The organism is Salinarimonas rosea DSM 21201 (genome assembly GCF_000429045.1).
In the GTDB taxonomy this organism is placed as follows: Bacteria; Pseudomonadota; Alphaproteobacteria; order Rhizobiales; family Beijerinckiaceae; genus Salinarimonas; species Salinarimonas rosea.
The window spans coordinates 74,597-99,148 of sequence record NZ_AUBC01000006.1; the positions used below are offsets into that span (position 1 = coordinate 74,597).

22 protein-coding genes are annotated in these 24,552 nt (G+C 73.1%); 9 read left to right on the forward strand and 13 right to left on the reverse strand.

Going from position 1 to position 24,552, the window contains the following annotated elements:
- The first annotated feature begins 93 nt into the window (after positions 1-93).
- Complete coding sequence (locus G407_RS0105545) at positions 94-675, forward strand: YceI family protein (protein ID WP_043539025.1); 582 nt, start codon at positions 94-96, stop codon at positions 673-675.
- An 82-nt stretch (positions 676-757) separates the two neighbouring features.
- Positions 758-2,038, forward strand: coding sequence for a cytochrome b/b6 domain-containing protein (locus G407_RS0105550; RefSeq protein WP_029030020.1), 1,281 nt, complete (start codon positions 758-760; stop codon positions 2,036-2,038).
- A gap of 159 nt (positions 2,039-2,197) precedes the next feature.
- On the opposite strand, the gene truB is transcribed toward G407_RS0105550, so the two are convergent.
- The 6 genes from truB to rimP form a co-directional block, all read right to left on the reverse strand.
- Positions 2,198-3,217, reverse strand: coding sequence for a tRNA pseudouridine(55) synthase TruB (truB, locus tag G407_RS0105555; RefSeq protein ID WP_029030021.1), 1,020 nt, complete (start codon positions 3,215-3,217; stop codon positions 2,198-2,200).
- Positions 3,218-3,258: 41 nt separating this feature from the next.
- On the reverse strand, positions 3,259-3,681 hold the full coding sequence (gene rbfA / locus G407_RS0105560; protein ID WP_029030022.1) for a 30S ribosome-binding factor RbfA: 423 nt from the start codon (positions 3,679-3,681) through the stop codon (positions 3,259-3,261).
- A gap of 189 nt (positions 3,682-3,870) precedes the next feature.
- Positions 3,871-6,762: a translation initiation factor IF-2 gene (infB, locus tag G407_RS0105565; protein ID WP_029030023.1), complete on the reverse strand. Its 2,892-nt coding sequence runs from the start codon at positions 6,760-6,762 to the stop codon at positions 3,871-3,873.
- Positions 6,755-7,495, reverse strand: coding sequence for an RNA-binding protein (locus G407_RS25910; protein ID WP_084327336.1), 741 nt, complete (start codon positions 7,493-7,495; stop codon positions 6,755-6,757). Before G407_RS25910 ends, infB begins: the two co-directional genes overlap by 8 nt.
- Before the next feature lie 26 nt (positions 7,496-7,521).
- A complete protein-coding gene (gene nusA / locus G407_RS25915) occupies positions 7,522-9,267 on the reverse strand; it encodes a transcription termination factor NusA (RefSeq protein ID WP_052340989.1) in 1,746 nt (581 codons plus the stop codon).
- Positions 9,268-9,274: 7 nt separating this feature from the next.
- A complete protein-coding gene (gene rimP, locus G407_RS25920; RefSeq protein ID WP_052340990.1) occupies positions 9,275-9,940 on the reverse strand; it encodes a ribosome maturation factor RimP in 666 nt (221 codons plus the stop codon).
- A 573-nt stretch (positions 9,941-10,513) separates the two neighbouring features.
- Here rimP and G407_RS30205 point away from each other — a divergent pair.
- The gene (locus tag G407_RS30205) at positions 10,514-11,635 is read left to right on the forward strand and encodes a DUF2336 domain-containing protein (RefSeq protein ID WP_052340991.1); all 1,122 of its coding nucleotides are present in this window, start codon (positions 10,514-10,516) and stop codon (positions 11,633-11,635) included.
- An 8-nt stretch (positions 11,636-11,643) separates the two neighbouring features.
- On the opposite strand, the gene G407_RS0105590 is transcribed toward G407_RS30205, so the two are convergent.
- The 3 genes from G407_RS0105590 to G407_RS25930 all read right to left on the reverse strand — a co-directional run bounded on the left by G407_RS0105590 (position 11,644) and on the right by G407_RS25930 (position 14,416).
- Positions 11,644-12,282: a LysE family translocator gene (locus G407_RS0105590; protein WP_029030024.1), complete on the reverse strand. Its 639-nt coding sequence runs from the start codon at positions 12,280-12,282 to the stop codon at positions 11,644-11,646.
- 127 nt (positions 12,283-12,409) lie between these two features.
- Positions 12,410-13,447 carry a tryptophan--tRNA ligase gene (trpS, locus tag G407_RS0105595; RefSeq protein WP_029030025.1) on the reverse strand — a complete coding sequence of 346 codons (1,038 nt, stop codon included), beginning with the start codon at positions 13,445-13,447 and terminating at the stop codon, positions 12,410-12,412.
- 99 nt (positions 13,448-13,546) lie between these two features.
- Positions 13,547-14,416, reverse strand: coding sequence for an NmrA family NAD(P)-binding protein (locus tag G407_RS25930; RefSeq protein ID WP_052340992.1), 870 nt, complete (start codon positions 14,414-14,416; stop codon positions 13,547-13,549).
- Positions 14,417-14,535: 119 nt separating this feature from the next.
- Here G407_RS25930 and G407_RS25935 point away from each other — a divergent pair, with 119 nt between their 5' ends.
- From G407_RS25935 to G407_RS0105620, 4 genes are all read left to right on the forward strand, one after another.
- Complete coding sequence (locus G407_RS25935; protein WP_043539026.1) at positions 14,536-15,465, forward strand: LysR family transcriptional regulator; 930 nt, start codon at positions 14,536-14,538, stop codon at positions 15,463-15,465.
- Between the two features lie 109 nt (positions 15,466-15,574).
- The gene (locus tag G407_RS30210; RefSeq protein WP_052340993.1) at positions 15,575-16,141 is read left to right on the forward strand and encodes a Spy/CpxP family protein refolding chaperone; all 567 of its coding nucleotides are present in this window, start codon (positions 15,575-15,577) and stop codon (positions 16,139-16,141) included.
- 45 nt (positions 16,142-16,186) lie between these two features.
- Positions 16,187-16,891 (forward strand): response regulator, encoded by a 705-nt coding sequence (locus G407_RS0105615; protein ID WP_029030026.1) that lies wholly within the window; start codon positions 16,187-16,189, stop codon positions 16,889-16,891.
- Positions 16,891-18,147 (forward strand): sensor histidine kinase, encoded by a 1,257-nt coding sequence (locus tag G407_RS0105620; RefSeq protein WP_052340994.1) that lies wholly within the window; start codon positions 16,891-16,893, stop codon positions 18,145-18,147. The genes G407_RS0105615 and G407_RS0105620 overlap by 1 nt, the downstream gene beginning before the upstream one ends.
- A gap of 142 nt (positions 18,148-18,289) precedes the next feature.
- Here G407_RS0105620 and G407_RS0105625 read toward each other — a convergent pair whose 3' ends face one another.
- Both G407_RS0105625 and G407_RS25945 read right to left on the reverse strand, forming a co-directional pair.
- Positions 18,290-18,898 (reverse strand): response regulator transcription factor, encoded by a 609-nt coding sequence (locus G407_RS0105625; protein ID WP_342418129.1) that lies wholly within the window; start codon positions 18,896-18,898, stop codon positions 18,290-18,292.
- 295 nt (positions 18,899-19,193) lie between these two features.
- Positions 19,194-20,444, reverse strand: a complete 1,251-nt coding sequence (locus G407_RS25945; protein ID WP_052340995.1) for a CaiB/BaiF CoA transferase family protein — start codon at positions 20,442-20,444, stop codon at positions 19,194-19,196.
- Positions 20,445-20,582: 138 nt separating this feature from the next.
- Between G407_RS25945 and G407_RS30215 the strand changes: the two genes are divergently transcribed.
- Both G407_RS30215 and G407_RS0105640 read left to right on the forward strand, forming a co-directional pair.
- Complete coding sequence (locus G407_RS30215; RefSeq protein WP_052340996.1) at positions 20,583-22,118, forward strand: hypothetical protein; 1,536 nt, start codon at positions 20,583-20,585, stop codon at positions 22,116-22,118.
- A gap of 49 nt (positions 22,119-22,167) precedes the next feature.
- Positions 22,168-22,923 (forward strand): endonuclease/exonuclease/phosphatase family protein, encoded by a 756-nt coding sequence (locus G407_RS0105640; protein ID WP_029030029.1) that lies wholly within the window; start codon positions 22,168-22,170, stop codon positions 22,921-22,923.
- Here G407_RS0105640 and flgI read toward each other — a convergent pair.
- Both flgI and flgA read right to left on the reverse strand, forming a co-directional pair.
- On the reverse strand, positions 22,913-24,052 hold the full coding sequence (gene flgI / locus G407_RS0105645) for a flagellar basal body P-ring protein FlgI (protein WP_029030030.1): 1,140 nt from the start codon (positions 24,050-24,052) through the stop codon (positions 22,913-22,915). The two genes, G407_RS0105640 and flgI, sit on opposite strands and share 11 nt — an antisense overlap.
- Entirely contained in the window at positions 24,052-24,549 is a 498-nt protein-coding gene (gene flgA / locus G407_RS0105650) for a flagellar basal body P-ring formation chaperone FlgA (RefSeq protein ID WP_029030031.1), read from the reverse strand. The genes flgI and flgA overlap by 1 nt, the downstream gene beginning before the upstream one ends.
- Positions 24,550-24,552: the final 3 nt, after the last annotated feature.

Genomic DNA, 24,552 nt, shown 5'->3' on the forward strand with positions numbered 1-24,552 from the left:
TCTTGTCTTTTTTGCACAGCCGGTCTCCACTACCTTCCATCTCCCAAGCGCCCGCGAGGCGCGTCCCGACAGCCATCCGGAGACTTCGTACCCATGCTGCGCATCCCCTCCCTCGCCGGCGCCACGCTCGCCGCCGCCCTCCTCGCCGCCCCCGCCGCCCAGGCCGAGACCTACGTGCTCGACTCGAGCCACAGCCAGATCCTGTTCTCCTACGACCACCTCGGCTACTCGACGACCTGGGGCATGTTCTCGGGCTTCGAGGGCAGGATCGAGTTCGTGCAGGACGATCCGGCGGCCTCCTCGGTGGAGGTCTCCTTCCCCGTGCGCTCGATGTTCACCGGCTGGGAGGGCCGCTTCGAGCACTTCATGACGGAAGACTTCTTCGGCGCCGACGAGGACGAGATGGTGAGCTTCGTCTCCACCGGCATCGAGGTCACCGGCGAGAGCACCGCACTCATCACCGGCGACCTGACGCTCAACGGCGTGACGAAGTCCGTCGTGCTGGACGCCACCCTCAACGCCGCCGGCATGCACCCGATGGAGAACAAGCCCTGGGCGGGCTTCGACGCCACGACGACGCTGGTCCGCAGCGACTACGCGCTCGGCATGTTCGCGCCCTTCGTCAGCGACGAGGTCGAGGTGCGGATCTCGATCGAGGCCATGCGGGCCGAGTGAACCACGCGCGGATCGATCCGCGCAGGAGAGAGACGCCGGGCCGCCGCACGCGGCCCGGCCACGTCGTTCGAGGGAGGTCCTCATGCCGGCGCACAACACCACCACCGGCTACGGCGCGGTGTCGAAGGCCCTGCACTGGGCGATCGCCGCCCTCGTCCTGACGATGATCCCGCTCGGCCTCGTCGCGGTGGAGTGGCGCTACGACACGTCGGACGCGCTGGCGACGAAGGCGCTCCTGTTCTCGATCCACAAGACGCTCGGCGTCGCGGTCTTCTTCCTCGCGCTCGTGCGGATCGGCTGGATGCTCGGCCAGCCGCGCCCGGTGCCGCTCCGTCCCGAGCGGCGGCTCGAGACCGCGCTCGCGGAAGGCGTCCACTGGCTCCTCTACGTCTCCCTCGTCGCGGTGCCCCTCTCGGGCTGGGTCCAGCACGCGGCGGCAGCCGGCTTCGCGCCGATCTGGTGGCCGTTCGCCCAGACGCTGCCCTTCGTGCCGCGATCCGCCGACGTCGCCGCCGCCGCGGGCGCGGTGCACGCGACCTTCACGAAGCTCCTGATGGCGGCGCTCGCGCTGCACGTCGCCGGCGCGCTGAAGCACCACCTCGTCGATCGCGACGGCACGCTCGCGCGCATGCTGCCCGGGCGCCTCGCGAGCGCCGCGACGGCGCCGGTCCCCGTGCAGCGCCGGGCCCTCGCCCCGGTGCTCGGGGCGCTCGTCGTCTACGGCCTCGTCGGCGGCGCCGTCGTGACGCTGGCGCAGGGCGGCGGGGACACGGATGCGCGCCCCGGCGTCGCGCTGCCCGCAACACCCGTCGCCGCGACCTCGTCGTCCTGGATCGTCGAGAGCGGAGAGCTCACCTTCACCGTGCGCCAGATGGGCTCCCCCGTCACCGGTCGCTTCGCCCGGTTCGACGCGGACATCGCGTTCGAGGAAACACCCGACGCGGACGGCCGCCACGGCTTCGTCACGGTCGCGATCCCGATCGCGTCCATGACCCTCGGCTCCGTCACCGAGCAGGCCCGCGGGCCCGAGTTCTTCGACGCCGAGTCGCATCCCGCCGCCCGCTTCGCCGCCGACATCGTCGCGGCCGAGAAGGGCGGTGGAGAGGGCGGCGAAGCGGGTGGCGAAGAGGGCGGCTACCGGGCGCAGGGCACGCTCGCGCTCGCCGGCGCCGAGGTGCCGGTCGCGCTGCCCTTCACGCTCGACATCGTCGACGGGGTGGCGACGGCCTCGGGCACCGTGACCGTCGATCGCCGCGACTTCGGCATGGGCGAGAGCTATCCGGACGAGGCCACGGTGGGCTTCTCGGTGGAGATCGGCGTCTCGCTCACCGCGCGACGCGGCGGGGCGGGCGAGGGGGCCTAGCTCCGGCATCCCGCGGGTGCCCGTCGCGCGGCGTCGGCACGCAGCGGGGCGAGACGCCCGCGTCGGCGGCGGAGGGACGCGCGCTGCCGCGCACGCCGAGAGAGCGCTCCCGAGGGCCCGTGCCCCCGGGGCCCGCTCCGCGACCCCGGTGACGGGACTTCAGGCCTTGAGGTTGAACACCCGGTGGGGCACGAACTCGCCGCGCTCGATCGTGCCCGTCGAGACCAGGATGCCGCCGAACGTCGCGTAGGCCTGGCCCTCGACCGGCGCGTCGCGGCCGCGCAGGATCACGGACTGGCCGCGCATCAGGCGCGCGGCGGCGTCGCGGGAGACGGGGACCGATTCGAGCTCGCCGAGCGCCGTCTGCACCGGCAGGACGAGGTCCGCGAGCGCCGGGCTCTCGCCGGCCTCCACGGCGGCGCGGAAGGCCTCGAGATCCTCGGCCCCGACCGTGTCCTCCTCGGTGAAGGGGCCGACACGGGTGCGGCGCAAAGAGGAGACGTGGCCGAGGCAGCCGAGGCGGCGGCCGAAGTCGCGGGCGAGCGCCCGCACGTAGGTGCCCCGCCCGCATTCCGCCTCGAACACGGAGGTGTCGCCGTGGTGCGCCACCAGCGAGATGCGGTCGATCTCGACCGGTCGCGCCACGAGCTCGACCGTCTCGCCGTCGCGGGCGAGGTCGTAGGCGCGCTCGCCGGCGATCTTGATCGCCGAGAAGCGCGGCGGCACCTGCATGATCTGGCCGACGAAATCGGGCAGGATCGCCTCGATCTCCGCGGGCGACGGGCGCGCATCGGAGCGCTCGACGGCCCGGCCCTCGGCATCGTCCGTGTCGGTCTCGACGCCCCAGCTGACGGTGAACAGGTAGGCCTTGCGGCCGTCCATCACGAACGGAACCGTCTTCGTCGCCTCCCCGAGCGCGATCGGCAGAATGCCCGAGGCGAGCGGGTCGAGCGTGCCGGCGTGCCCCGCCTTCTTGGCGTTGAAGGCGCGCTTGACCATGGCCACCGCCTGGGTGGAGGTGACGCCGATCGCCTTGTCGAGCACGAGCCAGCCGTTGACGTCCCGCCGCTTCGGGCGGTCCGGGCGCGGGCCGCGGCGGCCGCGGGGGCCTGTCCCCTGCCCATCGGCCTGGCGCTGGGCGCCGTCGGTCGTGCGGGCGTTCGTGGTCTCGTCGCTCATCTGGGTGTCCATGATCGATGCGTCGCGTCTCGGGCCGGAGGTCATGTCTCGTCGTCGGTGGGGTCGTCCGGCGCGTCGCCGTCGATGTCGCGGCGTACGCGCTCGGAGCGCAGCAGCGCATCGATGCGCGCTGCCTCGTCGAAGCTCTCGTCGCGCCGGAAGCGCAGGTCGGGGGCGAACTTCAGGTTCACCCGCCGCGCCACCTCGCCGCGCAGGACCTTCTTCGAACGGTCGAGCGCCTCGAGCACCGCCGCCTCGTCCTGGCCGCCGAGCGGCATGACGTAGGCGGTGGCGAGCTTGAGATCGGGCGACATGCGCACCTCGGGGACGGTGACGACATGGGTCGTCAGCACGGGATCCGTCAGGTCGCCGCGGGCGAGCACGTCCGACAGCGCGTGGCGGACGAGCTCCGCGACGCGCTGCTGGCGCTGGGTCGGTCCGGATGATTCGAAACGCTTCGCCATGGCGGGCGCCTCCTCCGCGGGCCGCGCGGGCCCATGCGACGCGGGTGCGCTGCGCCCGACGGCCGGGCGCGGCTCACGCGCGAGGGGAAAGAACCATCCAGCGCGCCGCGGGGGCTCGGACGCCGCGGAGCGCTGGAGAACGAGGATGCGAGCGCCCGTAACGGGGCGCCGCCGGGGCGTGCGCCGCGCTCAGAGCGTGCGGCGCACCTCGTGGACGAGATAGCACTCGATCGCGTCGCCCTTGCGCATGTCCTGGTAGTTCTCGAAGGCCATGCCGCACTCCTGGCCGGCCACCACCTCGCGCGCGTCGTCCTTGAAGCGCTTGAGCTGGGAGAGCTTGCCCTCGTGGATGACGATCTTGTCGCGGATGAGCCGCACGTGGGCGCCCCGCTGCACGACGCCGTCCTGCACGCGGCAGCCCGCGACCTTGCCGACCTTGGACACGGCGAAGACCTCGAGGATCTCCGCCTCGCCCAGCCGCTCCTCGCGGAGCTGCGGGGGAAGCATGCCCGACATGACGGCTTTGATGTCGTCCACCAGGTCGTAGATGATGTTGTAGTAGCGGATCTCGACGCCGACCCGCTCCGCGCTCTCGCGCGCTTCCTTGTGGGCGCGCACGTTGAAGCCGAGCACGACGGCGCCGGAGGCCTCCGCCAGGGTGACGTCCGACTCGGTGATGCCGCCCACGCCGGCGTGGATGACCCGGGCCGCGACCTCGTCGTTGCCGATCTTCTCGAGCGCGCCGACGATGGCCTCGAGCGAGCCCTGCACGTCCGCCTTGACGACGAGCGGCATCTCCTTGCGGCCGACGCCCTCCTTGAGGTCGCGCATCATGTCCGCGAGCGAGCGCGTGGCGCCGCTGGCACGGGCGGACGCGCGCTCGCGCTTCTGGCGGGCGCGGTACTCGGTGACCTCGCGGGCGCGCGCCTCGTTCTCGACGACCGCGACGCGGTCGCCGGCCTCGGGCGTGCCGTTGAAGCCGAGCACCTCGACCGGAACCGACGGCCCGGCTTCCTTCACCTGCTCGCCGACGTCCGACACCAGCGCGCGCACGCGGCCCCACTCGGAGCCCGCGACGATGATGTCGCCGGTCTTCAGCGTGCCGCGCTGGACCAGGACGGTGGCCACGGGGCCGCGGCCGCGGTCGAGCTTGGCCTCGACCACCGTGCCCTCGGCCGCCCGCTCCGGGTTGGCCTTCAGGTCGAGGATCTCGGCCTGGAGGGCGAGGCCCTCGAGCAGCTCGTCGAGACCTTCGCGCGTGAGGGCGGAGACCTCGAACTCGAGCGTGTCGCCGCCCATCGACTCGACCTGCACGTCGTGCTGGAGAAGCTCCGTGCGCACGCGCTGCGGGTTGGCCGACGGCTTGTCGATCTTGTTGATCGCCACGATCAGCGGCACGCCGGCCGCCTTGGCGTGGGAGATCGCCTCGACCGTCTGCGGCATGACGCCGTCGTCGGCCGCGACCACCAGCACCACGATGTCCGTCACCTTGGCGCCGCGGGCGCGCATGGCGGTGAACGCCGCGTGGCCGGGCGTGTCGATGAAGGAGATCTTGCCGCCCGAGGGGCTCGTCACCTGGTAGGCGCCGATGTGCTGGGTGATGCCGCCGGCCTCGCCCGCGACGACGTTGGTCTTGCGGATCGAGTCGAGCAGCGAGGTCTTGCCGTGGTCGACGTGGCCCATGATGGTCACGACCGGCGGGCGGGACTCCAGGTGCTCGTCGGTGTCCGCCGCGGCGAACAGGCCCTCCTCGACGTCGGACTCGGCCACGCGCTTCACCGTGTGGCCCATCTCCTCGGTGACGAGCTGCGCCGTGTCGGCGTCGATCGTGTCGGTGATCTTGTACATCTCGCCCTGCTTCATCAGCAGGCGGATGACGTCCACCGCGCGCTCGGCCATACGGTTGGCGAGCTCCTGGATGGTGATCGTCTCCGGGATGACCACCTCGCGGGAGATCTTCTCGCGCTCGGTCGCCTGGCCCTTGCCCTGGAGGCGCTGCATGCGGCGCTTGTAGGAGGCGACGGAGCGCGTGCGCTCGTCGTCCCCGGCGAGCGCCTTGGTGACGGTGAGACGGCCGCGACGACGATCCTCGCCGCCCTTCGTCGCCTTCGGGACGGGGGGCGCCTTCGGCGCGCCCTTGCGACCGCGGGGCGCCTCGTCGTCGGCGGCCGGCGTGCGGGCACGCGCGGCGGCACCGGGCGCGGCGGGGCGCGCTGTCGTCTCGCCGGCACGCGCGGCGGGCTTCGCCGCGGGCGCCGCGGCCTCCGGCTTCGGCTCGGGCTCGGGCTCCGGCGCGGGACGCGCCATGAAGTCGAGGCTCGCCGGCTTGCGGGCGTCGACCCGCGGCACGGTCGTGCGCGGCGGCAGGCCCGGGCGCGGCGCGGTGACGCGGGGCGTGGTCCGCTCGCCGGCCGGCCGCGCGGCGCGGGGCGCCGCCTCGCGCGGCGTCGCGGTCGCGGTGGCCTCGGCGGGCGCCTGCCCTGCGGCGGGTGCCTTCGCGGCGGCGGGGGCCTTCGCGGCGGCGGGGGCCTTCGCGGCGGGCGCCTCGGCCGGCGTGGCGTCCGGCGCGGACGGGGCGGGCGCGGCCTCGGCGGCGCGGGCCCGAGCCTCCGCTTCCTGGCGGGCTCGATCCTCCGCCTCGCGACGGGCGCGCTCCTCGGCCTCGCGGGCCTTCGCCTGGGCCTCGGCGCGGGCGCGCTCCTCGGCCTCGTGGCGGCGTGCCTCCTCCAGGCGACGGCGCTCCTCCTCCTCGCGGCGGCGAGCGTCGAGCAGGGCGGCGGCGCGGGCGTCCCGCTCGCTCTCGGAAAGCGAGCGCAGCACCTGCGCGCCGGGACGCGTCGGGGTGCCCGGGCGTGCGGGCTTCGCCGCCGGCGCCTGCGGCGTGGCGGGCTTGGCGGCCGGTGCCGCCTCCTTCGCCTCCGCTGGCGGACGGGTGCCGCGCTTGCGCTCGACGACGACCTGCTTGGTACGCCCGTGCGAGAAGCTCTGACGCACCGTACCCTGCTCGATGCGGGGCTTGATGCTCAGGGTCTTCTGCGGCGCTTGCAGCGTCTTGTCGCCCGGGGTCTTGGTATCACTCATTCCGCTCACGATCCTGCGGGTTCGTCTCGTCGTCGAGGCCGGCGCCCTCGGGGTCGAGGGGCGCGGCGTTCATGGCGATGGTTCCGCGATAGACGCATAGCCGTCGCCAGCGCTCCAGGAAGATGCGACTTCCGGCGCCCGCGACGAGGGCTGCATGTATCACATGAGACCGCCCCAAAGCCAAATCCAAATCGTCGACGGAAAGCTCCGTCACGACCGGAATTCGCTCCGCGGTCTCGCCCAGGCGCCGTCGCAGCGCCTGCGCGATCTTTCTCTTGCCGTCGTCCGCCGCCTCGGAGGCGTGGACGAGGCTGGCGATGGTCTTCGATCCGACGGTCTTCACCACCGTGTCGAAGCCCGATACGACCCGCCCCGCCTTGTTGGCGAGGGCGAGCCCCTGGCGGAGGTCCTCCACGAGCGCGGCGTCGATCGCCGCGGCGAGGTCCTCCGGGACGGTGACGGCGGCCTTGAGCCCCCGCGCGAAGAGCCGGCGCTCGACCGCGCTCTCCACCGCCTCTCGCCTGGCCGAGACCCACACGCCCCGGCCGGGCAGCTTTCCCTTCAGGTCGGGCGTCAGCGCGCCGTTCGGCGCGGCGACGAACCGGATCAGCTCCTCGGGGGAGCGGACCTCGCGGGTGGCGACGCAGGTTCGCCGGGGCTCGTGACGCGTCGTGCGTCGCTCGCCCGCGGCCGCACGCCGGCCCCTGGTCTCGTCACCCTCCGTGCGCGTCACGCCCGCGTCGTCCCCTCTCGTCCCGCTCAGCCCCGATGCGCCTGGGCGTCGTCCTCGCCGGCCTCGCCGGCGGGAACCTCGCCCGCATCCGCGCCGCCTTCGACGTCGTCGCCCTCGAGGGCCTCCGCCTCGGCCTCGGCCTCGTAGGCCTCGCCGTCGGCGTAGTCGGCGTCCTCGGCGTACTCGCCCTCGGGAGCCTCCTCTTCGGGAGCCTCCTCCTCGGCCGGCGCCTCGATCCAGCCCGCGCGCACGCGCGCGTCCATGATCATCGCCTCGGCGTCGCCCCGCGACAGCTCGAAGCCGTCGAGGAAGCCCGCATGGCGCTTGGCCTCGGCGCCGCGCCCCTCGGTGTAGCCGACGAGATCGTCGGTGGCGCAGCCCGCGAGATCCTCGATCGACTTCACGTCGTTCTCGCCGAGCGCCACCAGCATGCCGCTGGTGATGCCCACGACCTCGCGCACCTCGTCGGCGACGCCGAGCTCGATGCGCTTGGCCTCGTTCTCGGCCTCGATCTTCTCCAGATGCTCGTTGGCGCGCATCTGGATCTCCTGCGCGGTCTCCTCGTCGAAGCCCTCGATCGAGGCGATCTCGCCGAGATCGACATAGGCGATCTCCTCGATGGTGCGGAAGCCCTCCGAGGCGAGGAGCTGGCCCACGACCTCGTCGACGTCGAGCGCCTCCATGAAGAGGTTCGTGCGCTCCACGAACTCCTTCTGGCGCCGCTCGCTCTCCTCGGCCTCGGTCAGGATGTCGATGTCCCAGCCGGTGAGCTGGGAGGCGAGGCGCACGTTCTGGCCGCGCCGCCCGATGGCGAGCGAGAGCTGCTCGTCGGGCACGACGACCTCGATTCGCTCGGCGTCCTCGTCGAGCACGACCTTGACCACCTCGGCCGGCTGGAGCGCGTTGACGATGAAGGTCGCCTCGTCCTGGCTCCAGGGAATGATGTCGATCTTCTCGCCCTGCAGCTCGCCGACGACCGCCTGCACGCGCGAGCCGCGCATGCCGACGCAGGCGCCGACGGGGTCGATCGACGAATCGCGGGAGATCACCGCGATCTTGGCGCGCGAGCCCGGGTCGCGGGCCACCGCGCGGACCTCGACGATGCCGTCGTAGATCTCCGGCACTTCCTGGCCGAAGAGCTTGGCCATGAACTGCGGATGCGTACGCGACAGGAAGATCTGCGGCCCGCGCGTCTCGCGGCGCACGTCGTAGAGATAGGCGCGCACCCGGTCGCCGGGGCGGAAGGTCTCTCGCGGGATCAGCTCGTCGCGGCGGATGATCGCCTCGGCGCGGCCGAGATCGACGATGACGTTGCCGTACTCCACCCGCTTGACGAGGCCGTTGACGATCTCGCCGACGCGGTCCTTGAACTCGTCGTACTGGCGGTCGCGCTCGGCGTCGCGGACCTTCTGCACGATGACCTGCTTGGCCGACTGCGCGGCGATTCGGCCGAAGTCGAAGGGCGGCAGCGCCTCGGCGATGAAGTCGCCGATCATGGCGGCCGGGTTCTTGCGGCGCGCCTCCTCGAGGGTGATCTCGGTGGCGTCGTTCTCCACCCGCTCGACCACCTGCAGCAGCCGCGACAGCGCGATCTCGCCCGTCTTCGGGTTGATCTCGGCGCGCACCTCGGTCTCGCTGCCGTAACGGGAGCGGGCCGCCTTCTGGATGGCGTCCTCCATCGCGGCGAGCACGATCTGGCGATCGATCACCTTCTCGCGGGCGACCGCGTCGGCGATCTGCAAGAGCTCGAGCCTGTTGGCGCTGACGGCCATGGTCCTGTCACTCCTTCGGGGAGGGATGGTTGTCGTTGTCCTCGGTCGCAGCCGTGGCGGCGGGCTCCTCGCCCTCCTCCTCGGCGCTCTCGATGGTCTCGTCCGCGCCCTCGGCGGAGGGCGCCGTTCCGCGCTTGAGCGATTCGCGGATGAGGTCGTCGGTGAGCACGAGGCGCGCCTCGCCGATGTCGTCGAGCGGCAGCCGCGCCAGCGGCTCCACGCCCTCCGGGACGTCCGGCAGGAGGATCAGCGCGTGCTCGTCCTCGACGCCGCGCACCAGCCCGCGGAAGCGCTTGCGCGCCCCCACCGGCCGCGCCATCTCGACCTTCGCCTCGTGGCCGGCCCAGCGGACGAAGTCCCCCGGGCGCACCAGCGGCCGGTCGATGCCCGGCGAGGAGACCTCGAGATTGTAGGCCGTCGTCACCGGATCGTCGACGTCGAGCGCCGGCGAGATCGCCCGGCTGACGATCTCGCAATCGTCGACGCCCATCGTGCCGTCCGGCCGCTCGGCCATGACCTGGACCGTGCAGCCGTTCTGGCTCGAGATCTTCACGCGCACGAGCCGGTAGCCGAGATCCTCGATCACGGGCTCGACGATCGCCGCCACGCGCGCGGCGAGGCCGGTCTCGGCGATCAGGCGCTCTTCAAGTCGATCGTGCGTTCGATCCGCCACGGCGGCTCACGTCCTCGTCTTGTGGAGCGCGTCCGTCGTCGCGGACGCCGCTCGGAAAATGCGCTCGTCGTGCGGGCCGTCCCGCACCGAGCCCCGGCGAACCCGCGTCAAATATGAGAAAGGAGCGGACCCGGTCAGGGTCCACTCCCGCGAGGCGACGCTCTCACGCCGCTACCAGAGCTGACAGGGAGGCATATACGCGCCTGCGGCGGAGGATTCAAGTGCGCGTGCGGCCGAGATCGGCGTCGCCGCTCGGAGAAAGCGATATCGAACCAGATGTCGTGGCGTTCCTGCCGGGCCTCGCAGACGAGCGGGGTTCCGAGCGTGCGTGCAATGTACATCGTGCGGCGTCCTCGGGGTTCTGGAGGCCGTTAGACTAGCCTGTGCCGAAGCAAGGCACACCGGCTCTCCGCCCTCTGCCCTCCGCTCCGGTCCGCCCGCCGCGGCGGGTCCGTCGCGACCCCGCCGGCGCATGCGGCATTGAGCGGTCGCCCTCAACACATCGCTTACGAAAGGCCGTTAAGGTCCGCGCGATACGGCCGTGCGGACGGACGGCGCCGGGATCCCTGCTCGATGGACATGCTGACCTCGCTCGTGTCGGACGTGGAGGACGCGGTCGCCAACGGCGACCCGTCCCGACGCGTCGAGACGCTGCGGCGCATGACCGATCTCTTCATCGAGCAGGCGCCGCACCTCGCCGACCTGCACGTCGCCGTGTTCGACGAGGTGATCCTGCGGCTCGCCCGCGGGATCGAGTTCCGCGTCCGCGTCGAGCTCTCCGAGCGGCTCGCCGACCTCGTCAACGCGCCCGAGGGCGTGCTGCGCGACCTCGCCTTCGACGACGAGATCGCCGTTGCCCGCCCCGTGCTCGAGCGGGCCGTGCGGCTCGGCGAGGACGATCTCGCCGAGGTCGCCGCCAGCAAGAGCCAGGAGCATCTCCTCGCGCTCACCCGCCGCGCATGCCTGTCCGAGCGCATCACCGAGATCCTGGTCGACCGCGGCGACGATCGCGTCGTGTGCGCCGTCGCCGGCAACGAGGGTGCGGCGCTCTCCGACCGCTCGCTCTCGTGCCTCGTCGAGAAGGCCCGCGGCGACGAGGGCCTGCAGAGCCAGCTCCAGGCCAGGGCGAGCCTGGGCAACGAGCAGCTCCAGCAGCTCGTCGCCATCGCCCGCGAGAAGGCGCGGGTGTCGATGCGCGCCGCCCTCGGCAGCCTCGACGGGCTCTCCATCGACGCCGCCGCCTTCGACGACGCGGTGGACGACGCGGCCGAGGACGTGGTGCGTACCTCCAGCTACAAGGCGCTGGTCGACGACTTCGCCGATGCGGCGCGGATCGTGACCGAATGCGCCGGGTCCGGCGCCCTCGACGAGGAGACCATCGCCGGCTGGGCGCGCGACGGGCGCATCGAGGAGGCGCTGGCGGCGATCGCCCACCTCGCCCACGTGCCGACGACGGTGGTCGCACGCGCCTACCACTCGAACCACTACGACCCGCTGCTGTTCATCCTGCGCTCGCTGCGCTTCGGCTGGTCGACCTTCAAGACCTTCCTCGTCGCCAAGGCGGGGCGCAACCTCACGGACGAGGTCCACCGCTCGGCCTTCGCGGCCTTCCAGCAGCTCTCGGTCTCGACCGCGCAGCGGATCGTGCGCTTCACGGCGATGCGCGAGCGCACGCTCGAGGCCGAGGCGCTCTGAAGCCGCGCTCAGCGCGCGGTCGCGAGGATCTGCAGCGCGAAGAGGCCGAACACGCCGGCGAAGACGATGTCGACGCCGCGCAGCACCCGCGGGCGCGTGCGCGCCAGCGCCACCACCTCGTCCGCCGCCAGGATCGCCAGCGCCGCGAGCGGGGCGGAGAGCGCGACGAACCACAGCCCCAGGAAGACGAGCTTCCCGGCCGCGTGCGGATCGCCGGCGGCGACGAACTGGGGAAGGAAGGTGACGAAGAACAGGATCACCTTCGGGTTCGACAGGTTGATCCCCACGCCCAGCAGCCAGGTCGCGCGCAGCGACGCCGGCGCCGGCCCGCCCGGCCGCAGGCTGAGCGCCGAGCCGTTGCGCAGGGCGTCCCAAGCCATCCAGAGGAGATAGAGGGCGCCCACGATCTTCACCGCCGTGAAGGCCGCGGGCGAGGCGGCGAGGAGCGCCGAGAGCCCGAGCGCCGCGAGCAGCGTGTGGACGAGCGCGCCGGTGAAGGCGCCGAGCATCGCCGCCATGCCGCAGGCGCGCCCGCCCTGCACGGTCTTCGACAGGAACAGGCTCATGTCCGGCCCCGGCGTGACGAAGAGCACGAGGCACGCGCCCGAGAACAGGACGAGCGTGTGGAGGTCGGGCAGGAAGGGCAGGGTGGACGTCATGGTCGACGCGGCTCGGACGGCAGGCGGGCAACGCCGCGCGACGATGCGCCCCGCGCGGGCGCCGCGCCAGCCGCGCCCCGTGCAGGGCAGCAATTCCCCGGCGGCATGCCTGACCTCAGCGCGGCCCGAACCCGACGATCCGGCGCACCGCGTCCATGGTCTCGGCGGCGATGACCGAGGCCTTGTGCGCACCCTCGGCGAGGATCGAGTCGATGTGGCCGGGATCGGCGGCGAGCCGGCGCATCTCGGACGTGATCGGTGCGAGCCGGTCCACGGCGACGTCGACCAGCGCCGACTTGAAGGTCGAGAAGTTGGCGCCGCCGAACTCCGCCAGAACCGCCTCGCGCGGCACGTCTCGCAGCGCGGCGTAGATGCCGACGAGGTTGTCCGCCTCCGGGCGCCCGGCGAGGCCGGCGGCCTCGGTCGGCAGCGGCTCGGGGTCGGTCTTGGCCTTGCGCACCTTCTGCGCGATGGCGTCGGCGTCGTCGGTGAGGTTGATGCGCGAGTAGTCCGAGGGATCGGACTTCGACATCTTCTTCGTGCCGTCGCGCAGGCTCATGACGCGCGTCGCCGGGCCCTGGATCATCGGCTCCGGCAGGGGGAAGAACGTCTCCCCGAACCCGTTCTCCGCGATCGAGCCGGCGAAGTCGTTGTTGAACTTCTGCGCGATGTCGCGGGTGAGCTCGAGATGCTGCTTCTGGTCCTCGCCCACGGGCACGTGGGTGCCCTTGTAGAGCAGGATGTCGGCGGCCATCAGCGTCGGGTAGGCGAACAGGCCCACGGCGGCGTTCTCGCGGTCCTTGCCGGCCTTCTCCTTGAACTGCGTCATGCGGTTGAGCCAGCCCATGCGGGCGACGCAGTTGAACACCCAGGCGAGCTCGGCGTGCTCGTGGACGCGCGACTGGTTGAACAGGATCGAGCGCTGCGGGTCGATGCCGCAGGCGATGTAGGCGGCCGCCACCTCGCGGATGTTCGCCTGCAGAGCCCCGGGCTCCTGCGGCATGGTGATGGCGTGGAGATCCACGACGCAATAGATGCAGTCGTGGGTATCCTGCATGCGCACCCAGTTGACCATCGCGCCGAGATAGTTGCCGAGATGGAGCGTGTGCGTCGGCTGCATGCCGGAGAACACCCTGTCCTTGAACTGCGTCATCGTCTCGCCCTCGGGCCGGCCGCGCGCGGGGTGCGCGTCTCGCGCGGGGCTGTAGCGGCTGGGGGACGGTGAGGCAAGGGGTGCGGGCGTGGCCCGGTGTCAGGCCGCGAGACGCTTCGCCGCGCCGGCCAGCGTCTCGTCGATCGAGACCCGCCCGCGGGTGAGCGGCACGTCGCCGGACATGGCGACGACACCGGACGCGATGCCGTCGTACATCTGCGCCATCAGTGCGGACGCCCCGGGGCGCAGGCCGGCCTCCTGGAAGATGCCCTCCCACGCCGCGCGCGGGGGCGCCACGGGCGCGACCGGGCGGCCGAGCACGCGCGCCGCGGCGGCGGCGACATCGGCCGGCGCATAGTCCCGCGGGCCGGCGAGCTCGATCAGCGCGGGCGGCGCGTCCGCGAGCAGCGTCTCGGCGGCCACCCGGCCGATGTCGGCGGTCGCGACCATGCGCTGGGGCCGCGCGAGGTCGAGCATCGAGGGCAGGATACCCTGCGCCGCCGCGAGCGGCAGGACGGAGAGCCAGTTCTCCTGGAAGTAGGCCGCGCGCAGGAAGGTGAGCCGCGTCGGTGCGCCCGCGAGCATGGCCTCGACGGCGTGGAGGCTGCGGATCACGCCGGTGCCCACGGGAACCTGCGCGCCCTCCGAGGACAGGAAGACGAGGCGCTCGGGCCGGGCCCGCTCGATCGCCTCGCGGGTGGCGCGGCCGACCGAGGCGACCGCGCCGACGACGTCGTCCGCCGCGTAGGCGGGCGGCGCGAGCACGTAGGCGCCAGACACGCCCTCCATGGCGGCCGCGAGATCGTCGGCGGAGGTCGCGTCGCCCCGCACGAGGTCGACGCCGCGGGCCGCCCAGGGGGCGGCGCGGTCGAGGTCGCGCACGAGCGCGCGCACGGGGGCGCCGGCGGCGAGCAGGGTGTCGGCGACGGCGGCACCGGTGTTGCCGGTCAGTCCGGTGACGAGGAACATGGGCGGGTCTCCTTCTCGGGGTCTCGAGGGTGGCGCGCGGCTCGGAGCGCCGCGTGCCGATACCCGGGACCCTATGGAGGCCGCTTGCATGCGTCCAATGCATCGTCGATATTGTCATCATGCGCGAGACGAATTTACGTGGGATCGACCTCAACCTCCTCGTCCTGCTCGACCACCTGCTCGCCGCGCGCAACGTCACGCGCGCGGCCGCCGCGGCGAACCTCAGCCAGCCTGCGATGAGCCGTGCACTCGGTCGGCTGCGGGCGCTGCTCGGAGACCCGATCCTGGTGCGCGGCGCGGACGGGCTCGTGCCGACGGCCCGCGCCCTGGCGCTCCAGCCGGCGCTCGCGCGCACGCTCGCGGACGTGCGCGACCTGCTCGCGCCCGAGGCCTTCGTGCCGGCGCAATGGCAAGCGCGCGTCGTGATCTCGGCGACCGACCACCAGACCATCATCCTCCTGCCGGAGGTGATCGCGCGGCTCTCCGAGCAGGCGCCGCACGTCGACCTCGACGTCGTGCCGCTGCGCGCGGGCACGCTCGCCGACCTGCGCGACGGGCGCGTGCACCTGAGCTTCGGCGTCGCCGAGGCACCGCAGCCGGGCCTGTGCAGCCGCGTGCTCTACCGCGACCGCTTCGTCGTGCTCACCCGGCGGGGCCACCCGGTCGGGGACACGTGGACGATCGAGGATTATGCCGGGCTCGACCACGTCCTCGTCACCGTGCTCGGGGACGGGCGCGGCTTCCTCGACGAGGCGCTCGCGCGCCGCGGGCTCCGGCGCCGCGTGGCGCTCCGGCTGCCGCACTTCTACGCCGCGATGGAGGTCGTCGCGCGCACGGACCACGTCGTGACGCTGCCGCGCACGCTCGCCATGCGCCACGCGCCGGCGCTCGGCCTCGTCGTGCGCGATCCGCCGCTCGACGAGCGCGCCTTCACGCCGACCCTGCTCTGGCCGGCCGCCCTCGACACCGATCCCGCCATGCGCTGGCTGCGCGACCTCGTCTCGCAGGAGGCGGCGCGCCTTCCGCACGCCGAGCCGGCGGAGGACTAGCGCTCGGCTTCACCTTTCTTCACATCGCCCGCGCAATCGCGACACGTGACGGGCGCATCGTCTCCCCATCGCAGCCGTCGGAGCTGCTTCCCCCGAGGAGACGAGACCCATGACGACCGAGACCACCCCCAAGGCCCCGAACGCCGGCCCCGCCCGCTCCCGCGTCTCCCGCGGCCTCCTCGCCGCCGGCGTCGCCGTGCTCGGCGTCGGAGCGATCGGCGCCGGCTTCGCGGTCGCGCAGGACGCGCCGATCCTGCGCCACGCCGCCGGCGACGGGCCGCGGGCCGAGACGATGCACGCCCGCTTCGGCGAGGAGCGCGGCCGCATGGCCGAGTTCATGGAATGGCGCCTCGAGCGCACGCTCGACGAGGTCGATGCCAGCCCCGAGCAGGTGGAGCGCATCAAGGCCATCGCCGAGGAGGCGCGCGGCGAGATCGTGCCGCTGATGCGCGGCTTCCGCGACACCCGCGAGGATCTCGCGGAGATCCTGGGCGCGCAGACCATCGACCGCGCCGCCGCCGAGACCCTGCGGGCCGAGCGCCTCGCCGCCATGGACGCCGCCTCCGCCCGCGGCCTCCAGGCCCTGCTCGACGCCGCCGAGGTGCTCGAGCCCGAGCAGCGCGCCGAGCTGGTCGAGGAGATGGGCGAGCGCCGTCGCGGCTGGGGCCGTTGGTGATAGACTGAGCCCGAGCGACCCCGGAGAGAGAGGACCGCAGCACCGATGCCGGACGAGATCCTGATCGTCGACGACGACGTGCGCCTGTCGGGCATGCTGCGGGACTACCTCGACCAGAACGGCTTTCCCGCCCGCGCCGCTGCGACGGCGCGGGACGGGCTCGCCGAGCTCGCCCGGCGCCCGCCCGCGGCCGTCGTGCTCGACGTGATGCTGCCCGATCTCGACGGGTTCGAGACCCTGCGCCGCATCCGCGCCTCCTCCGACGTCCCCGTCGTCATGCTCACAGCCAAGGGCGACGAGACCGACCGGATCGTCGGGCTCGAGATCGGCGCGGACGACTACGTGCCCAAGCCTTTCAACCCGCGCGAGCTGCTGGCGCGCCTCAAGGCGGTGCTGCGCCGGCGCCACGGCGGCGTCGCCCAGGCCGGGCCGCCGCCGCTGCGCTTCGGGCGGCTCGAGGTCGACCGCGGCGCGCGCCAGGTGCGCGTCGACGGAACCGAGCGCGCGCTCACCTCCTACCAGTTCGACCTCCTCGCTGCGCTGGCCGAGAACGCCGGGCGCGTGCTCTCGCGCGAGCAGCTGATGGACCTGGTGCGCGGCGCCGAGCTCGAGGCCTTCGACCGCTCCATCGACGTCCACGTCTCGCGCATCCGCGCCGCGATCGAGGACGACCCGAAGCACCCCCGCCGCATCCTCACCGTGCGCGGCGCGGGCTACGTGTTCGCGCGCGTCCAGGACGAGGGCGGCTGATGGCGCGGCTCTCCGGCGTCCTGCGCCGCCCGCGCGGCCTCTCCCTGTTCTGGAAGATCTACCTCACGGTGGTCGCGGCGGTGCTCGTCGTCGCGGTGGCGGGGGCGATCGTGTTCCGCATCGCCGCCGCCGACGAGCGCGGGCCCTGGGCGGAGCGCGGGCGCACGTTCTTCGCGCGCACGCTGCCCGTGGAGGACCCGGGCCCGGCGCTCGCCCGCCTGTCGGAGGCGCTCGGCGCCGATCTCGCCCTGCGCGGCCCGGACGGGCGGCTCGTCGCCGGCGATCCGCGGCTCGAGCGCGCACACCGCGTCCTCGTCTTCACCCTGCCCGACGGGCGCGTCGTGCAGGCGCGCTTCGGGCGCGACGACCCAGCGGGCGAGGGCGACGACGACCGCAACCCGCTGGTGCCGATCGCGATCATCGCGATCCTGATCGCGCTCGTCGCCTACCCGGTCGTCGGCCACATCACCCGCCGGCTGGAGCGCCTGCGCGCCGGCGTCGAGGCCTGGGGGGCAGGCGACCTCTCGGTCCGCGTCGGCCTTGCCGGCGGCGACGAGGTCGCGGCCGTGGCACGGAGCTTCGACGCGGCCGCCGAGACGGTGGAGCGCCTCGTCGCCTCCCACACGGCCCTCCTCGCCAATGCGAGCCACGAGCTGCGCTCGCCGCTCGCGCGCCTGCGCATGGCGATCGACCTCTGGCGCGAGGATCCGCGCCCGGCGCTGGAGCGCGAGATCGTGACGAGCCTCGCGGAGCTCGACGCGCTCGTCGAGGAGATCCTGGTGGCGAGCCGGCTCGAGCACGTCGCCGGCCTCGAGCGCATCGAGCCCGTCGACCTGCTGGCGCTCGCCGCGGAGGAGGGCGCGCGCGTCGGCGCGTCCGTGGAGGGCGAGGCGGTCGAGATTCCGGGCGATCCGCGGCTCCTGCGCCGGCTCGTGCGCAACCTCTTCCAGAACGCCGCGCGCCACGGCGCCCCGCCGATCGAGGCCCGCGTCTCGGCCCGTCCGGAGGGCGGGGCGGTCCTCGGCGTGCGCGACCACGGCCCGGGCCTGCCCGACGGCGAGAGCGAGCGGGTCTTCGAGGCCTTCTACCGCCCGGCGGGGCGCTCGGAGGCGGCGGGCGGCTGGGGGCTGGGATTGTCGCTGGTGCGCCAGATCGCGCGCCGGCACGGCGGCGACGTCCGCGTGGTGCGGCCGGAGGGCGGCGGGGCGATGTTCGTGGTGGAACTGGGCGCGGTCCCCGGCGGGGAGCGTCGCTGAGGTCGCGGCGGACGGTGTCGGCTCGGGTGGGACGCGTCGTCCCGGGTGGCGCGAAGGCCGGTACCAGCTCGTGATGCGAAACGATCGGAAGGAAGAAGCGGATCGACCCGAACGGCCGAGAGCGACGGATGAAAACGCAGGATCAGGCGAACATGTAGCCGAGGAAGCGCTTGGAATCGATCGGGTCGTAGCCCAGCCGCCCGCGCAGCTTCTTGCGCAGCTTCGAGATGTGGCTCTCGACCACCGCCTCGTCGACGTTCTCGTTGAAGACGCCGTAGACGGCCGAGAAGATCTGCTCGCGCTGGACGCGCTTGCCCTTGTTCTTGAACAGGTACTCGAGGATGCGTCGCTCGCGCCGCGGCAGCGCCAGGACATCGCCGCGCACGATCGGATCGCGGCCGTCGAAGAAGACCCGCAGGTCGTGCTCCACCGGCGCCGCCTCGCTCTCGGCAGGACCGGCCTGCGCCCGCCGGTTGAAGGCGCCGACCCGGGCCATGATCTCCTTCACGTGCACGGGCTTGCGCACGACGTCGTCGACGCCCGCGGCGAACAGCCCGAGCGTCTGCTCCAGGCAATGGGTGTCGTTCATGGCGATCACCGGCGCCTTGCAGCGGCTCTTGACGAGGCGCGGCAGCGTCTCCCGCTCGCTGCAATCGCCGATGAGGATCGCCTCGACGGCGCCGAGATCCTCCTCGGCGGCGCCGGCGATCCAGTCGTTGAAGTCGGATGGGTCGAACCCGACGGCGGACACGCCTTCCCGGTCGAAGCCGGATCGGTAACCGGTGGTGACAAGCTCTCGTTCGTCGACGATGATGTACACGACAGTACCCCCGTTGTATCGGACGTCATACGGATAAATCCGAAGATTTGTTGCGGCAACGCTTATGTGGTCGTGCGCCGCAGGCAATCACCGGCACCGTCAAGGGGGGGTTACTTGCCGAGGGATGAATCCGAATTCAAATTAGCGACGATTCGCAAGCGTTGGTAACACACCGTTAAGCGGCGCGAATACTTCGCTCGATTCGATGAAAACCCGCGGTATCTCCTCACGGCGCCGGCCCGAACGCGCCGGCCTGCGCCAGCGCCGCGATCGCCTCCGCGTCGAGACCGAGCACGTCGGCCAGCACCGCGTCGCGATCCGCTCCGAGCGGCGGCGGTGCCTTGTCGTAGGACACGGGGGTGGCGCGGAGCTTGAGCGGGTTCCCGAGAAGCGCGAGCGCCTGCCCCTCGACCACGGGCGAGGGCATCTCGATCACCATCCCCCGCGCGCGGGTGTGGGGATCGGCGAGCGCCTCGGGCACGCTCGCGACCGGCCCCGCCGGGACCTGCGCCGCCTCGAGCCGCGCGACCCAGCCGGCGACGGTGTCCCCGGCGACGATCGGGTCGAGAACGGCGTTGAGCGCGTCGAGATGCGCGAGCCGGCCGGCATTGGTGGCGAAGCGCGCGTCCTGCGCCAGGTCGGGCGCTGCGAGCGCGGCGCAGAAGCGGCGGAACTGCGCGTCGTTGCCCACGGCGACGACGAGGTGCCCGTCCGCGGCGCGGTAGGTCTGGTAGGGCGCGATGTTCGGGTGGCGGTTGCCGAGCCGCCGCGGAGCCTTCCCGGAGACGAGGGTGTTCGTGGCGGCGTTCACCAGCCAGGAGATCTGCGTGTCGTAGAGCGAGACCTCGAGGAACTGCCCCTCGCCCGTCGCGTCCCGGTGGCGCAGGGCGGCGAGGATGCCCACCACCGCGTACATGCCGCACATCAGGTCGGAGATGCCGACGCCGACCTTCATCGGCTCGCCGTCCGGCTCGCCGGTGATGCTCATGATGCCGCCCATGGCCTGGACGAGGAAGTCGTAGCCGATCCGCTCGGCATAGGGCCCGTCGTGGCCGAAGCCGGTGATCGAGCACCAGACGAGATCCGGCTTGACCGCCCGCAGGTCCTCGTAGCCGAGGCCGCGCCGGGCGAGGTCGCCGGGCTTGTAGTTCTCGATCACCACGTCCGCCCGCGCGGCGAGGTCGCGCACGAGCCCCGCGCCCGCCTCGCTCGCGAGATCGATCGCGATCGAGCGCTTGTTGCGGTTGGCCGCGAGGAAGTAGGCGGAGAGGTCGCTCGGCGCGCCGCTCTCGTCGGCGACGAAGGGCGGGCCCCAGGCGCGGGTGTCGTCGCCGACGCCGGGGCGCTCGACCTTGATCACCCGCGCGCCGAGGTCGCCGAGCAGCTGCGTCGCGCTCGGGCCGGCGAGGACCCGGGTCAGGTCGAGGATCGTGAGGCCCGCGAGGCTGCGCGGGGCGGCGGGGGCGGCGTCGACCATGGGGACCTCGCTCGGCGGGACGATACGCACCGGCTTACCCCGTGCGGCGCGGATCGGGAAGCGCGCGCATCCGCCCTTCCGCCCCGTGCGCGAGGGGCGTACAGTCGCGCGCGGGATGCGACGGGCCGGGGGAATGCCATGACGATCGGGGTGGACGAGGCGACGAGGCGGGGGCGCACCGCCCTGCGGCTCGCCGGAGCATGCGCGACGCTCGGGCTCCTCGCGGGCCTCGCGGCCGGCCCGGCGGCTGCCCGCGAGGCGGGGCCGGGCTTCGTCTGGGGCGACGATTCGAGCCGCTTCGCCAACGACGGCGAGTGCGACGACCCGCGCTTCCGGGGCGCCGGCATGGCCAAGCTCACCGTCGAGGAGAACCGCGGCGCCGACGCCGGCGACTGCCGGCGCCTCTTCGAGGCGGGCGCCGTCGACCCGATCGCCGCGCCGGAGGTCTTCCAGGGGGAGGGCATCGACTTCGGCGACGATTCGGGTCGCTGGGCGAACGACGGCGAGTGCGAGGACCCGCGCTTCACCGGCGAGGGCATGGCGGCGCTCCTCCTCGACGAGGACCGGATGCGCGACGCGAGCGATTGCCGCCGCCTGCTCGAGGGGGGCGCGATCGCGCTGCGCGGGGCCGCGCCCGCCCCGGCCACCGGTCCCGGCCCGGCGACGGCCGGCATCGACTTCGGCGACGACACCGGCCGCTGGCCGAACGACGGTGAATGCGACGATCCGCGCTTCGAGGGCGCCGGCATGGCGGCGCAGCCCTTCGAGGAGGAGCGCCTGCGCGACGCCGGCGACTGCCGTCGGCTGTTCGAGGGGGGTGCGGTGGCGCTGCGCTCGGACGATGTCGCGCCCGGGCCGCAATCGGCGGACGGGATCGACTTCGGCGACGACACCGGCCGCTGGCCGAACGACGGCGAGTGCGACGATCCGCGCTTCGAGGGCGCCGGCATGGCGGCGCAGCCCTTGGAGCAGGAGCGCCTGCGCGACGCCGGCGACTGCCGTCGGCTGTTCGAGGAGGGCGCCGTCGCGCTGCGCACCGACGATGTCGCGCCCGTGCCGCAATCGGCGGAAGGGATCGACTTCGGCGACGACACCGGCCGCTGGCCGAACGACGACGAGTGCGACGATCCGCGCTTCGAGGGCGCGGGCATGGCCGGCGCCCCCTCCGCCGAGGAGCTGATGCGCGACGCGAGCGACTGCCGCCGCCTCTTCGAGGCCGGGCTGCTCGCACGCAGCTCGAGCCCTCGCTGGGGCACGCCCGCCGCGGTGCAGCCGCCCCTGGACGCCATCGCCTTCGGTGACGATTCCGGGTCGTGGCCGAAGGACGGCGAGTGCGACGACCCGCGCTTCGTCGGCGAGGGCATGGCCTTCTCGGTCCAGGAGGAGACGACGCTCGCGGACGCGAGCGATTGCCGCCGGCTCTACAAGGCGGGCTCCATCGCGCTCGCGGCGACGGCCGCGGACGCGTCTCCGCCCCCGACACCCTCCGACGAGGCGCTCGCGTCGATCGACTTCGGCGCGGACACGAGCCGCTTCGCCGGCGACGGCGAGTGCGACGACCCGCGCTTCGAGGGCGACGGCATGGCCGCGGTCCCGCTCGACGAGGACAGGATGGCGGATGCCGGCGACTGCCGCGCCCTGTTCGCGCAGGGGCGCATTCGCCTGCGCGAGTGAGGGGGGCGCACCTTCACGCGCGGCCCTCCCGACCCCATCTCGCGTCTCGATGCCCCGTCTCCTCACCTACAACATCCATTCGTTCTACGGCACCGATCGCCGCCGCGAGCCCGAGCGCATCGAGGCCGTGATCCGCGAGAGCGGCGCGCGGATCGTGGCGCTCCAGGAGGTGCGCTGGAGCGCGCGTGCCGAGGGCGCGCACGCGCTGATGACGCTCGCGCGCAATCTGGGCATGGGCTGGCACTTCCAGCGCACCGCGACCTTCGCCGGCGAGCAGTTCGGCCTCGCCGTCCTCTCCGACCTGCCGATGCGTCCCGTGAAGGGCGGACCGCTGCCGCGGCTCGGCCCGGCCATGCCGGAGCGGCGCTCCGCGCTGTGGGTCGAGGTCGACACGCGAGCGGGGCCGCTCCAGGTGATCTGCACGCATCTGGCCGTGCTCAGCGCCCGCGACCGCATGGCCCAGGCGCAGGCGCTGCTCGGGCCGGACTGGCTCGGCGGCACGAGCGGCCCCGCGGTGCTGATGGGCGACCTCAATGCCGGCCTGCGCTCGGCCGCCTACAAGCGCCTCGCCGCCGCGCTCGAATGCGCCCGGGCTGGAAGCGGGGCACGCCACCCGACGTTCCCCTCCTGGATGCCGCTGACCCGGATCGACCACATCATGGCGGCGAACGGGGCGCGGCTCGCGAACGGGCGCGCCCTGCGCACGGCCACGAGCCGGGTGGCGTCGGATCATCTGCCGTTCGTCGCCGACCTGATCTCGGCGGAGACCGGCGCCGGCGGCGGCGAGCGCCCCGCTACTGGATGACCAGATCCGCCTGCAGCGCCCCCGCCGACTTGATCGCCTGGAGGATGGCGATGATGCCGGCGGGCCTCAGCCCGATCTGGTTGAGGCCGGCGACCAGGGTCTGCAGGCTCGAGCCCTGGAGGATGGCGAGGCGGCCCTCGCCCTCTCGCACCTCGACGCGGGTGTCGGGCAGGACCACCGTCTGGCCGTCCGAGAACGGCGCCGGCTGCGAGGCCACCGGCAGCTCGGTGACGCGCACCGTGAGGTTGCCGTGCGTGACGGCGACGGTCGAGATCCGCACGTCCGCGCCGATCACCACCGTGCCGGTGCGCTCGTCGATGACGACGCGCGCGGGCGTATCGGGCGTCACCACGAGGTCGCCGAGCTCGGCGAGGAAGCGCACCGGGCTGACGTCCGGCGGGTTGACCACGAGCACGGAGCGGTAGTCGCGCTCGTAGGCCCCGCGCCCGCCGAAGCGCGCCTGCGTGTAGACGTTGATGGCGTCGGCGATGCGCACCGCCGTGCGGAAGTCCGGGTTCCGCAGCTCCAGGATCAGCGAGCGCATGTTGCCGAAATGGTCGGGCAGCTCGCGCTCGACGAGGGCTCCGTTGGGCACGCGGCCCACCGTCGGCACGCCCTGGGTGACGATCTCGGCCTCGCCGGCCGCGGAGAAGCCGGTGACGGCGACGGGCCCCTGCGCCACAGCGTAGATCTGGCCGTCGGCCCCCATCAGCGGCGTGATCACGAGCGTGCCGCCGAGCAGCGAGCGCGCGTCGCCGAGCGCCGAGACCGTGACGTCGATCCGCGAGCCGCGCCCGACGAAGGGCGGCAGCTCGGAGGTCACCACGACGGCGGCGACGTTGCGGGCGCGCAGCTGGTCGGCGCCGACGTTGACGCCCATCCGGTCGAGCATCGAGGTGAGGGACTGCTCGGTGAAGGGTGCGTTGCGCAGCGTGTCGCCCGTATTGGCGAGCCCCACCACGAGCCCGTACCCGACGAGCTGGTTCTCGCGCATGCCCTTGAGGGTCGTGATGTCCTTGATGCGCGTGACGCCGCCGGGAAAGGCGTCGGCGCGGGCGGCGGGGGCGAGCGCGAGAGCGCCCGTCGCGGCCACCGCCAGCGCGAGGAGGAGCGAGGCGAGGCGGCGCATCACGGGGTCCCCACGCGCAGCGAGCCGTCGTCCTGGACGACGCCCACGATGACGAGGCCGGAATCGAGGTTGCGCGCGCGCACACGGTCCCCCGCCCCGCCGGATTCGAGCGGGGTGACCAGGGTCGAGATCACGAGCCCGTCGGCCTGGAAGACGATCTGCGTCGTCTCCCCGCGCACCACGAGCTTGGCCTCCTCGACCGCGTTCTGCGGCACGACGCGCCCCGGCAGCAGCGTGCGGCGCGCGACCTTGCCGACGAGGGCGTCGGCGTCGCGCACGACGGCGAGCTGGCCGGTGCTCGGGGGAAACTCGCGCTCGACGAGCACGGTGTCCTTGATCGTCTCGCCGGGATAGATCGTGATCGTCGGCACGGGCAGCGTGACGCCGGCGGCGCGGGCCGGCGACGGCGCCACGAGCGCGGCGAAGGCGAGGGCCGCGCCCGCTGCGAGGCATGCGGTCGGGCGCCGGCGGGCGGCGGTCTCGGGAAAGGGGCACATGGC